This is a genomic window from Neobacillus sp. Fa239, from assembly GCF_055395235.1.
In genome coordinates this window covers 4,117,781-4,129,609 of sequence record NZ_AP041611.1, presented here as the reverse complement: position 1 = coordinate 4,129,609, position 11,829 = coordinate 4,117,781, and the positions used below count along the sequence as shown (strand labels likewise).

Below are 11,829 nucleotides of genomic sequence, written 5' to 3'. Positions count from 1 at the left end.
TTAAAAGAGGAGATGTTAAGGGGATGAGTATGCCTATTATATATGTTGTATCTGACTCAGTTGGGGAAACAGCTGAATTAGTAACCAAAGCAGCCATTAGCCAATTTAATGGCTCAGGTATGACATTGAAAAGATATCCATATGTAGAGGACAAGGAACATATTGATGAAGTTATTTCACTGGTTGCATTGGATAAAGCTATGATCGCTTTTACACTTGTAAAGCCTGGAATGCGAACCTATATGAATCAAAAAGCGTCTGAAGCTGGAATCTATACGGTCGATTTAATGGGACCGCTGATGGACCAAATTGAGATATTCAGCGGAAAGACTCCATTGTGTGAGCCGGGACTTGTGAGAAAGCTTGATGAGGATTATTTTAAAAAGGTAGAAGCAATCGAGTTTGCTGTAAAATATGATGATGGTCGTGACCCGAGAGGAATATTAAAGGCAGATATTGTCTTAATTGGCGTATCGCGTACTTCAAAAACTCCTTTGTCGCAATATCTAGCCCATAAACGTTTAAAAGTGGCAAATGTTCCGCTTGTTCCAGAAGTAGACCCGCCGGAAGAACTTTATAAGGTTCCAAAGGAAAAGTGTATTGGCTTGAAAATAAGCCCTGAAAAACTGAATAATATCAGAAGGGAACGTTTAATTTCCTTAGGATTAAATGACCAGGCAAGCTATGCAAATATAGAACGCATTAAAGAGGAACTAACATTCTTCGATCAAGTCGTTTCAAAAATTAAATGCCCGGTAGTCGATGTAACAAATAAAGCAGTTGAGGAAACGGCCAATGTAATAGTTAATTTCATTCAAAAAAATAAAAAATAGCACATGATCGTATGATTATGTGTTTTTTTATGAAATCCAAATTTTCTTTGTTAAAAAACTATAGAAAAATTATATTGAATGTACTATAATAAAAAATTGTGATAAAAATGTATCTTTTAGGTTTAGACTTGCATATGAACGAATAAACTATTTATTGTTAGATGTCAAGGAAACTGCCGTAAAAAAATTCGACATAAATCCTTTTTAATAAAGTTTAACAGAGAAAGAAGGAATATGTGGAGGGATGTAGAATTAATACTACTATTAAAGGCATTCCAACCATTTTTGTCGATGCAGATTCATGCCCGGTTAAAGAGGGGATTGTCGAAATTGCTTCCAAATTTCCCATTAAGGTGCTTTTTGTCGCTTCCTTTATTCATTATGGAATGATTAACACTACATAGGCGGATTGGAAGTATGTTGATTCAGGGAAAGATTTACAGGCTACAGCAAGAAAGAGATTTATGGGAGAGGATCAAAACCTTTTAATTTGGGTAATCGCACAAAATTTATAAAGAGCTTAACATTATTTTTGTCGAAATTTGCAGGAATTTAACTGTTCCATGCAGAATATTTGTTTGTAAAACTGGAGTTGTTTTCATGGCAGACCGTATTGCCGAAGATAAAATAGACCAAATTCGTCAGGCTGTTGACATTGTTGAAGTGATCAGCGATTATGTTCAACTGAAAAAGCAGGGGCGAAACTACTTCGGATTATGTCCATTCCATGGAGAAAATACCCCATCTTTTTCCGTGTCGTCTGATAAGCAAATTTTCCATTGTTTTGGCTGTGGTGTGGGCGGAAATGTGTTTTCCTTTTTAATGGAGCTTGAAGGCATCACTTTTCAAGAAGCCGCCAGCAAGTTAGCCGAAAGGGCAAATATCGAACTTCATTTGAGTTTAACAAGGGATGGGAATGAAAAAAGAATTTCCAAAGAGCACCAGGCGATAAAAGAAGCACATGAGCTCTTATGTAAATTTTACCACCATCTGCTGGTAAATACAAAGGAAGGTCAACATGCTTTAGAATATTTGCTGGAAAGAGGCTTTACCAGGGAGTCTATTGATAAGTTTCAAATAGGATATGCCTTAAACTCTTGGGACTTTGTTTATAAATTTCTTTCCAAAAGAAATTTTTTGCCTGAATGGATGGAAAAAGCCGGTTTGATTATCAAAAGTGAAAAAACCGGAACCTATTTTGATCGATTTAGAGACCGAATTATGTTTCCGATTTTCGATCGTCATGGAAGTCCGATTGCTTTTTCAGGGAGGACGCTTGGTGGAGATGAGCCAAAATATTTGAACAGTCCTGAAACAGCAATCTTTAATAAAAGTAAGATTTTATACAATTTTCATTTAGCTAGACCCAATATGAAAAAAATGCAGCAGGCTGTTTTATTTGAGGGTTTTGCGGATTGTATAGCTGCCGATCGCTCTGGAGTTGAAAATGGGATTGCAACGATGGGCACAGCATTAACAGAGGAGCATATTTCTCTGCTCAGACAAAATGTCCAGTCTGTCGTCATTTGCTACGACTCTGATAAGGCGGGAATCGAAGCAGCATTTCGAGCAGGTAACCTACTTGATGGGGCAGGATTTCATCTTAAAGTCGCTACAATGCCTGATGGATTTGACCCGGATGAATATATTAAAGCATTTGGATCTGAAAAATTCCGCAATGAGGTTATCGGTGCAAGCTCGACCTGGATGGCTTTTAAATTTCTTTATTTCCGGCGGGGGAAGAACCTTCAGCTTGAAGGAGATCGGCTCGCCTATATCGAACAGATAATTAAAGAAATCAGCAAATTAACAAAAGCTGTCGAGAAGGATCATTATTTAAGACAGTTAGCATCTGAGTTTTCTCTTTCCTTGGATGCATTGCAACAGCAGCAAAAACAGATTTTTTTCGCAGAAAAAAGGAAATCAACAGCTGAACATCCACCTAAGAATAAACTGGTTTTAAAGCCTGTACCAGAAAATAAATTAAAACCCGCTCATTATACAGCGGAGAGGCGTTTGATTGCCCATATGCTAAAAAATAGGGATGCTGCATACAAAGTGCAGGATCTTATGCAGGGAAACGTGTTTAATATCGATGAACATCAAGCAATTATAACCTATCTGTTTGGATTTTATGAAGAGCATCTCAATCCCGATTCAAGTGCTTTTTTAACCTATATCCAGGATGAAAACCTTAGAAGAATGGTTGCTAACATTGAAATGATGCCAATTAATGATGAATTAACCACTCAAGAATTAACTGATTATATCAAACAGGTGTTGAATTATCCAAAATTGTTAAAGATAAAAGAAAAAGAGCTTGAAGAAAAAGCGGCTGAGCGTGAAAACGACATCAAAAAAGCTGCGGCTATTGCAATGGAAATCATTCAACTGCGAAAATCGCTAAAATTTTAATTATATTGTCTTTGATTCTGGAAGGAGGGGGACATATGGCTGAAAAATCCGCCCGTTCAAAAGAGGTTGAAAATGAATTAACCTTTGAACAAGTAAAAGACCAGTTGACAGAACTGGGTAAAAAAATTGGTGTCCTTGCCTATGATGATATTGCTGAGAAACTTGCTAATTTTGATGTGGAATCTGAGCAAATGGATGAGTTTCTTGAGTTTTTAGGTGACCAAGGAATTGAGTTAGTCGGAGATAGTGACGAGGAAGATCCAAATATTAAGCAATTGTCCAAAGAGGACGATGATGAGTTTGATCTAAATGATCTTAGTGTTCCTCCTGGAGTGAAGATTAACGATCCGGTTCGTATGTACCTGAAAGAAATAGGCCGAGTGGACCTACTCTCTGCTGAGGAAGAAATTAAGCTTGCTAACCGCATTGAAGAGGGGGATGAAGAAGCAAAGCGCAGGCTTGCGGAAGCTAACCTAAGACTTGTTGTCAGCATTGCAAAACGCTATGTGGGTCGCGGTATGCTGTTTTTAGACCTTATTCAAGAAGGAAATATGGGTCTTATTAAAGCGGTTGAGAAATTTGATTATCGCAAAGGGTTTAAATTTAGTACCTATGCCACTTGGTGGATTCGTCAGGCGATTACACGGGCGATTGCAGACCAAGCAAGAACCATTCGAATTCCTGTTCATATGGTTGAAACCATTAACAAATTAATACGTGTTCAACGGCAATTACTTCAGGACCTTGGGCGTGAACCAACACCGGAAGAAATTGGCGAAGATATGGATTTAACACCTGATAAGGTCAGAGAAATACTAAAGATTGCTCAAGAGCCGGTATCACTCGAAACCCCTATTGGTGAAGAAGATGATTCACATCTTGGAGATTTCATTGAGGACCAGGATGCAACATCCCCTTCCGAACATGCTGCTTATGAATTGTTAAAAGAACAGCTTGAGGATGTCCTTGATACCTTGACCGATCGAGAAGAAAACGTTCTTCGCTTGCGATTTGGACTTGACGATGGACGTACTCGTACACTCGAAGAGGTAGGCAAAGTATTTGGAGTCACGCGTGAACGGATCCGTCAAATTGAAGCAAAAGCATTGCGTAAATTGCGCCATCCAAGCCGCAGCAAGCGCCTTAAAGATTTCTTAGAATAAAATGAATAATTAGGAATAGTTTACTTCTTTAATGGAGTAAACTATTTTTTTTGCCAAAATTCACGGGATTGAGTTCCGAAAAATGACAATTACTTTTCTTATTGTCATTTATTTTACTGAATTGTCTTTCATTTTGCAAATAGACCTCTAAATTATATATTGCTTTAAAATATGAATTTTGTTTTCCAGATAAACTATTTTTATTGAAATTTATAGGATGCATCAGGATAAAATTCTATATTTGTATAATATTTTATTTTTAAAAATTTTTAAATGTTGTGAAAACAATTATTTTCCTCTTATAATAAAAGAAAGCGCATACAAAATAAGGGGGATAACTATGAATTTTGATTTAACATCCGAACAAGAAATGATCAAACGAATGATACGCGAATTTTCAGACGAGGAAGTTGCACCAGGTGCGATTGATCGGGATCGAAATAAACAATTTCCTCTTCCAGTTTTTAAAAAATTAGCTGAAATGGGAGTCATGGGGCTGCCGTTTCCTGAGGAATATGGCGGTGGAGGAGCAGATACTGTCAGTTTTGCAATTGTAACCGAAGAATTAAGCAGGGCCTGCGGGTCGACTGGAATCACTTATTCTGCCCATATTTCTTTAGGCGGGGCACCGATCAATTTGTTTGGAACAGAAGAGCAAAAACAAAAGTACCTAACGCCGATTTGTACCGGTGAATCCTTTGGTGCTTTTGGTCTCACAGAGCCGAATGCAGGGTCTGACGCTGGCGGGACCAGGACGACGGCAAAGGAGGAAAACGGGGAATTTGTCATTAACGGTAATAAATGTTTTATTACAAATGCAAGTTATGCGAACCATTTAGCTCTGACTGCGATAACCGGCGAAAAGGATGGGAAGAAAGAAATCAGTGCCATTATTGTGCCAACTAAGATCGATGGTTTCAAAGTAATTGATAACTATGAAAAAATGGGTTTGCATGCATCCAATACGACTGAGCTTGTGTTAGAAGATGTAAGAGTTCCTGTTGAAAATCTTTTAGGTAAACTTGGTGAGGGTTTTAGACAGTTTTTAATCACTCTGGATGGCGGCCGTATCGGGATTGGTGCAATGGGAGTTGGGATTGCTCAAGGGGCCTATGAGAAGGCTCTTGCCTATGCAAAAGAAAGGAAGCAGTTTGGCAAATCGATTTCTTCCTTTCAAGCTATTCAGTTTAAGCTTGCAGATATGGCAATGAAGATTGAATTGGCACGGAATATGGTTTACAAGGCTGCATGGTTAAAAGACCAGGGGAGGCCATTTTCAAAAGAAGCTGCAATGTGTAAATTGTTTGCTTCTGAAATGTGCAGAGACGTAACCAACCAAGCCGTTCAAATACTTGGTGGATATGGATATATGAAGGAGTACCATGTCGAAAGAATGATGCGGGATGCAAAATTGCTCGAAATTGGAGAAGGTACTTCCGAGGTACAACGGATGGTTATTTCGAGAAGCATTGGCTGTTAAAAAAATAATAATAGCGGAAATTAAAATGAGGCTGAACACATTTTTCGCCTCTTTTAATTTTTTTAAAAGAATAATGGACAAAGTAAGATTAGGACTTTTCCTTCTGTCAATTTTCAAGTAAAATAGTAGTTGTTTGTAATCGTTCTATTATTTAACAGTTTTACTTACATAAGGGAGGTTATAGTATGAATCGAAATCCGGTGATTCCTTACATCCTGATCTTTGTCTTTGGAATTGTGCTAATATTCATATTGTCCTTTAAGGGACTTTATGATGGAAAAGATTTAGCCAAAGATAAAGGGAAGAGTACTACTTCTCAAACAGAGACTGTTGCTTCAGCTAAGCCAGAAGACATTTATAAATCAACTTGTATTGGCTGTCATGGCGATCAGTATCAAGGGGGAGTGGGCCCTTCATTGCATGGAGTAGGTAAAAAGTTTACGAAACAGCAAATTATGGGCTTTATCACAAAAGGTAAAGGCGGTATCATGCCTCCAGGTTTAGTTCCCGAAAGCGAAGCGGCTGCTATGGCGGACTGGGTATCTAAAATTAAATAGTAAGGAAAGTCCTTTGCTAATGTGAAGGACTTTTTTTATACTTAATGACGTAAGCCGCTAAGAAATGGATTAAGGTGTGGTGGATAATATTGAATACAGATAAGTTATCAGACCGTTTGGAAACGGTCGCAAAATATGTTCCCAAAGGGGCAAGACTGGCGGATATTGGCTCTGATCATGCCTATTTACCTTGCTTTTTAGCAAAAAATGAAGCAATTTCTTTTGCTGTTGCCGGCGAAGTGGCAATGGGACCATTCCAATCTGCTGAAAGGAAAGTGTCATCAGAAGGTTTTTCCAATATTATTTCTGTTCGAATGGGCGATGGTTTAGCTGTTCTTCAGCCAAATGAAGTTGATACCATAACAATTGCCGGGATGGGCGGCACGCTGATTACCAGTATATTGGAAAATGGAAAAGATAAGCTTTCTTCGGTAAAACGGCTGATCCTGCAGCCCAATATCAATGCGGTCGCCATCAGAAAATGGTTTTTGGAAAATGCCTGGGAATTAGTTGAAGAAGAAATCATTGAAGAAGATGGGAAAATTTATGAAGTGTTAATAGCTGAAAAAGGAGAGCCTCTTAAACCGTACGAAGCTGCCCAATTGGAAAAAGAACTCTTGTTAGGCCCCATCCTTCTTAAAAGAAAAACTGAAGCCTTTAAGAAAAAGTGGAGCCTTGAAATGAGAAGCTGGCAACGAATATTTGAACAGCTTGAAAGTGCAGCACCAACTGAAGAAACCGGTCAAAAAAAGTTGGAACTTCAAGATAAAATGAACTGGGTAAGGAGGGAATTAGACGATGAAGACTGCTAACGGCCATGAAATTATTCAGTTATTTGAGCAATTTTCTCCAAAGGGACTAGCGATGGAAGGAGACAAAATTGGTTTGCAAATTGGGCGGCTGAACAAGAAAATTAACCGCATCATGATTGCCCTCGATGTTCTGGAGGAAGTGATTGATGAGGCAATTGAAAAAAATGTTCAGTTGATTATAGCTCATCACCCCCCCATTTTTCGACCGTTAAAAAACTTGCATACAGACACGACACCTGGCAGAATGATTGAAAAGTTGATAAAGAATGATATTGCTGTTTATGCTGCACATACAAACCTTGATGTGGCAACTGGCGGGGTCAATGACTTACTTGCCAGTGCGCTTGGATTAGAAAAAACGGAAATTTTAGTACCTACATATGAAACTTGTCTTAAAAAATTGGTCGTATATGTCCCTGCCAGTCATGAAGAGGCAGTTAGAAGCGCGCTTGGAGATATAGGAGCAGGCTTTATTGGAAATTATAGTCATTGTTCGTTTTCTACTAACGGTACAGGCCGGTTTTTACCAGGTGACAACACGGAGCCATTTATCGGAAAACCGGGCGTGATCGAAGAAGTAGAGGAAGTAAGGATTGAAACCATTGTCCCTGATCTGTTGTTGAAAAAAGTGATAACTGCCATGCTAAAAGCTCATCCATATGAAGAGGTTGCTTATGATATTTATCCAGTTGACAATAAGGGTGAGGTTCTTGGCCTGGGACGAATTGGTTCAATCCCTGAAATGACTTTGGCTGAATTTGCAGAAAAAGTTAAAAATGCCCTTGAAGTGGACCGTGTTCGAGTAGTTGGTGATTTGAACGCTAAAGTAAAAAAAGTGGCTGTTTTGGGTGGGGATGGAAATAAATATTTCACACATGCCAAGTTTAAAGGGGCGGACGTTTATGTCACCGGGGATATTTATTATCATACAGCACATGATGCCATGATGCAGGGCTTGAACATGATTGATCCTGGTCACAATGTTGAAAAAGTTATGAAAAAAGGAGTTGCTGAAGTCCTGAAAAAGATGTGTCAGGATTCCGGGTATCAAGTGGAGATATTTCCATCCGAACTGAATACCAATCCTTTTCAATTCATTTAAAAAGAGTTTCATAAAAAAGGGTCAGACCCCCTCGTCCAACATTCTATATAAAGCTGCTTTTAAGATAAGTTCAGCTACATATAGAGGTTGTGGGGTCTGACCCTTTTGAAATAGCCTTAATTTTTTACTTTTGGAAGGATTTTGTTTAATGGAACGTTTTTCTTTCGTTCCCATGTAGCTTCATTATTTGGATCAAATTGTTCAAGGAATGTAATAACTTCCTTGGTAATCGGTGTTGGAGTGGAGGCACCGGAAGTTACGGCAACCGTTTTTGCATCCTTAATCCAATCAATTTCTAATTCTTCAATATTCGCTATACGATATGCTTTTGTTCCAGCAATCTCCTCTGAAACCTGTGCAAGCCGGTTAGAGTTATTACTCTTTGGATCACCGACAACAATCGTCACATCAGCATCAGTTGCTTGTCCAGCCACGGCTTCTTGACGTATTTGGGTCGCATGACAAATTTCATTGTAGACTTCTACATGTGGATATTTTTCCTGTACCTTTTTCATGGTATCTGCTACATCCCATTGGCTCATCGTTGTTTGGTTCGTCACAATAAGCTTATCACAATCAAGGTTAAGTGCTTCAACATCCTCAGGTGTTTGCACAAGATGAACAAAACCTGGAGCTACTCCGACAGCTCCTTCAGGCTCTGGATGCCCTTTTTTGCCAATATAGATTGTCTGATAGCCCAGCTTTGCTTTTTCCTGAATGAGATCATGAGTTCTTGTAACATCAGGACAGGTAGCATCAATCGTCACAAGACCTTTCTCTTTTGCAAGCTGGCGTACCTCAGGAGAAATACCGTGAGCTGTAAATATAACTGTTCCCGATTCGACTTTATTAAGGATATCTATACGATTTTCACCATCGAGAGTGATAATACCCTCTTCGGCGAATGCATCGGTGACATGTTTATTATGAACAAGCATTCCTAAAATGTAGATAGGACGTGGTAATGTTTTATCTAAAGCTGCATTTCTGGCGATAACCATCGCATCAACCACACCATAGCAATAACCGCGTGGCGATATTTTAATGATTTGCATATATAAAGTCCTCCTAAAAAGAACGTAATTAATAGAATACCTATTCATTATATAAAACTAATAAAAATAATACAAAGATACATTATACCATCAAATTAAAAAAGAATGCTGATCACAGCATTCTTCATTTATATATATAGTTTAGGAACGGAAGATCCTTTTTTGTTTGAAATCGAACTATTGCCAGTTGTTTTTTGTTGCGATGTTCTTTTTTGAGTTTTCTTTTTGCTGCTTGTTACAACTTGTTTATTTGATGATTCTACGTTTGATTCGACCGCATTCTTGGTACTATCATCTTTCTCCTTTGTTTCGTCAGTATCCGGTGCATTTTTAAGGCCCCTGTAAAGCTTCCACATGGCAGGGAGATTCTTGATAATTGGTCCGTATTGTTGAATCATTGGCCCAAACGATTGAGCTGTTTTTAACACTTGTTGAGTATTATTAAGAAATCCAGTGATCCCGCCAGGATTGCTTAATGATTGCAGTAAACCTCCGCCTCCGCCTCTGGAAGCTGCCCCTGCGGCACCCTGCATACCTCTCAAACCGCCTAAACCGCCTGCCTGATTTCCTCTTCCAAGAATTCTTGAAAGAAAACCGCCTCCGCCCCGGTTCATTTGTTGTGGCATGCCCATCATTTGACCCATCATCTGATTTCTTCCGCCGAATGGATTTCCTCCGCCGAACGGATTCCCGCCAGCTCCCATCATTGGATTTCTTCCTGCAAATGGGCCAGCTCCCATCATTGGTCTTCCTCCACCAAATGGTCCTTGCCCCATCATTTGCTGTCCAAATCCGCCCTGCATTGGATTCCTTGGTATTGGCTGCATAATAACGCCTCCTCTCCTTTCTTCATCCATGTTTTAACTTATGCATAGAACCTATTTTGGTTTAGGTATAATGCACAGGACTACCTTGAAAATTTGTTGTTTAAAAGAAACAGAAAAGAAAAAAGCTTAAGATAACTGGTGTTTTACGTAAATCTTATATATAATTGCAGGATGAAAAGAAATGTGGAAACACTTGCAAATCCGTGAAATCAATGCCAAACTCATGAGATTAATTTTTTAAATAAGGAGCAATTATATGAAGGAAAATCATTTTGATCGATTTAAGTTTCAATCGTTTATTATAGAGGCGTTAAATGAACAGACTTTTTATGAACCCACTGCCATACAGGAGCAGATGATCCCGATTATTTTAAAGAAAGAAAGTGCCATAGGTCAATCCCAAACCGGGACAGGAAAAACCCTTGCTTTTGTATTGCCTATTCTTGAGAGGATAAATCCGGATCGCCAGGAAGTACAAGCAGTTATTACAGCACCTACAAGGGAATTGGCATCACAAATCTATCACCAAATTTTAAAAATAACGGCTCATTGCAGTCCAGAAAAAGAAATAATGACTAGGTGTTATATTGGGGGAACAGATAAACAGCGGACAATTGAGAAATTGAAGGTACAACCGCATATTGTTGTCGGAACACCTGGAAGAATTAAAGATCTGATGGTGGAACAAGCCCTTTTTGTTCATACAGCAGAAATCCTAGTAGTCGACGAAGCGGACATGATGCTGGACATGGGATTTATCGAGGATTTAGATCAGGTCGCGGCAAAAATGCCTGAAAAATTGCAAATGCTGGTATTTTCAGCGACTATTCCGGAAAAATTAAAGCCTTTCCTGAAAAAATATATGGAAAATCCTAAAACGATTCAAATCGAAGCAAAAAGAAGGACTGCCCCAAATTTACAACACTTTCTTTTACCGTCGAGACACCGCAACAAAAAACAGCTTGTCCATGATGCCCTTGTAAACTACAATCCATATTTAGCAATTGTTTTTACGAACACAAAAAAAATGGCAGAAGAAGTGGCAAACTTTTTAATTGAAAAAGGTTTAAAAGTAGGAAGGGTTCATGGAGATTTAAATCCAAGAGAACGAAAAAAAATGATGAAGCAGATCCAAGACTTGGATTATCAATATATTGTGGCAACCGACCTCGCTTCAAGGGGAATTGACATTGAAGGCGTTAGCCATGTCATTAATTACGAGCTGCCTTCTGATTTAGACTTTTATGTTCACCGGGTAGGCAGGACAGCGAGGGCTGGTAATTCCGGAATTGCCCTCACAATTTATGATTTATCCGATGAAGATGCCCTGATTCGTTTAGAAAAAATGGGCATCGGGTTCAACTATGTTGACCTTAAAAATGGGGAATTTGTAGAATTAGATGATAGGAATAAAAGAAAAACCCGCGTAAGAAAAGAAGACGAGGCCGATAAAAAAGCTAAATCAATGATTAAAAAGCCACAGAAAGTAAAACCTGGCTATAAAAAGAAAATGCAATGGGAAATGGATAAAATCAAAAAAAGGCAAAGAAAAATAACTCAGAGAAAGAAATAAAATTGCGAACGG

11 protein-coding genes are annotated in these 11,829 nt (G+C 38.7%); 9 read left to right on the top strand and 2 right to left on the bottom strand.

The annotated features are described in order from the left end of the window. Nucleotides 1-23 precede the first annotated feature (23 nt). From ACZ5XR_RS20425 to ACZ5XR_RS20390, 8 genes are all read left to right on the top strand, one after another. Complete coding sequence (locus tag ACZ5XR_RS20425; RefSeq protein ID WP_464498263.1) at nucleotides 24-833, top strand: pyruvate, water dikinase regulatory protein; 810 nt, start codon at nucleotides 24-26, stop codon at nucleotides 831-833. 236 nt (nucleotides 834-1,069) lie between these two features. Further along, the gene (locus tag ACZ5XR_RS20420) at nucleotides 1,070-1,237 is read left to right on the top strand and encodes a hypothetical protein (protein WP_464498262.1); all 168 of its coding nucleotides are present in this window, start codon (nucleotides 1,070-1,072) and stop codon (nucleotides 1,235-1,237) included. Between the two features lie 196 nt (nucleotides 1,238-1,433). Further along, a complete protein-coding gene (dnaG, locus tag ACZ5XR_RS20415; protein WP_464498260.1) occupies nucleotides 1,434-3,248 on the top strand; it encodes a DNA primase in 1,815 nt (604 codons plus the stop codon). 35 nt (nucleotides 3,249-3,283) lie between these two features. Beyond that, nucleotides 3,284-4,411 carry an RNA polymerase sigma factor RpoD gene (gene rpoD, locus ACZ5XR_RS20410; protein ID WP_464498259.1) on the top strand — a complete coding sequence of 376 codons (1,128 nt, stop codon included), beginning with the start codon at nucleotides 3,284-3,286 and terminating at the stop codon, nucleotides 4,409-4,411. Nucleotides 4,412-4,751: 340 nt separating this feature from the next. After that, nucleotides 4,752-5,891 (top strand): acyl-CoA dehydrogenase family protein, encoded by a 1,140-nt coding sequence (locus ACZ5XR_RS20405; protein ID WP_464498257.1) that lies wholly within the window; start codon nucleotides 4,752-4,754, stop codon nucleotides 5,889-5,891. A 185-nt stretch (nucleotides 5,892-6,076) separates the two neighbouring features. Beyond that, nucleotides 6,077-6,448 (top strand): cytochrome c550, encoded by a 372-nt coding sequence (gene cccA, locus ACZ5XR_RS20400; protein WP_464498256.1) that lies wholly within the window; start codon nucleotides 6,077-6,079, stop codon nucleotides 6,446-6,448. An 89-nt stretch (nucleotides 6,449-6,537) separates the two neighbouring features. Beyond that, the gene (locus ACZ5XR_RS20395) at nucleotides 6,538-7,260 is read left to right on the top strand and encodes a tRNA (adenine(22)-N(1))-methyltransferase (protein ID WP_464498254.1); all 723 of its coding nucleotides are present in this window, start codon (nucleotides 6,538-6,540) and stop codon (nucleotides 7,258-7,260) included. Next, entirely contained in the window at nucleotides 7,247-8,362 is a 1,116-nt protein-coding gene (locus ACZ5XR_RS20390) for a Nif3-like dinuclear metal center hexameric protein (RefSeq protein ID WP_464498252.1), read from the top strand. The genes ACZ5XR_RS20395 and ACZ5XR_RS20390 overlap by 14 nt, the downstream gene beginning before the upstream one ends. 116 nt (nucleotides 8,363-8,478) lie before the next feature. Here the strand turns inward: ACZ5XR_RS20390 and ACZ5XR_RS20385 are convergent, their stop codons facing one another. Together ACZ5XR_RS20385 and vrrA are read right to left on the bottom strand one after the other, a co-directional pair. After that, nucleotides 8,479-9,417, bottom strand: a complete 939-nt coding sequence (locus ACZ5XR_RS20385) for a 4-hydroxy-3-methylbut-2-enyl diphosphate reductase (protein ID WP_464498251.1) — start codon at nucleotides 9,415-9,417, stop codon at nucleotides 8,479-8,481. Between the two features lie 128 nt (nucleotides 9,418-9,545). After that, on the bottom strand, nucleotides 9,546-10,244 hold the full coding sequence (vrrA, locus tag ACZ5XR_RS20380) for a VrrA/YqfQ family protein (RefSeq protein WP_464498249.1): 699 nt from the start codon (nucleotides 10,242-10,244) through the stop codon (nucleotides 9,546-9,548). A gap of 256 nt (nucleotides 10,245-10,500) precedes the next feature. Here vrrA and ACZ5XR_RS20375 point away from each other — a divergent pair, with 256 nt between their 5' ends. Continuing rightward, entirely contained in the window at nucleotides 10,501-11,817 is a 1,317-nt protein-coding gene (locus ACZ5XR_RS20375) for a DEAD/DEAH box helicase (protein ID WP_464498248.1), read from the top strand. Nucleotides 11,818-11,829 lie beyond the last annotated feature (12 nt).

Bases quoted from the DNA above. Each gene is read 5' to 3' on its own strand.
- ACZ5XR_RS20425 (WP_464498263.1), top strand. From the start codon at position 24: ATGAGTATGCCTATTATATATGTTGTATCTGACTCAGTTGGGGAAACA.
- dnaG (WP_464498260.1), top strand. From the start codon at position 1,434: ATGGCAGACCGTATTGCCGAAGATAAAATAGACCAAATTCGTCAGGCT.
- rpoD (WP_464498259.1), top strand. From the start codon at position 3,284: ATGGCTGAAAAATCCGCCCGTTCAAAAGAGGTTGAAAATGAATTAACC.
- ACZ5XR_RS20405 (WP_464498257.1), top strand. From the start codon at position 4,752: ATGAATTTTGATTTAACATCCGAACAAGAAATGATCAAACGAATGATA.
- cccA (WP_464498256.1), top strand. From the start codon at position 6,077: ATGAATCGAAATCCGGTGATTCCTTACATCCTGATCTTTGTCTTTGGA.
- ACZ5XR_RS20390 (WP_464498252.1), top strand. From the start codon at position 7,247: ATGAAGACTGCTAACGGCCATGAAATTATTCAGTTATTTGAGCAATTT.
- ACZ5XR_RS20385 (WP_464498251.1), bottom strand. From the start codon at position 9,417: ATGCAAATCATTAAAATATCGCCACGCGGTTATTGCTATGGTGTGGTT.
- vrrA (WP_464498249.1), bottom strand. From the start codon at position 10,244: ATGCAGCCAATACCAAGGAATCCAATGCAGGGCGGATTTGGACAGCAA.
- ACZ5XR_RS20375 (WP_464498248.1), top strand. From the start codon at position 10,501: ATGAAGGAAAATCATTTTGATCGATTTAAGTTTCAATCGTTTATTATA.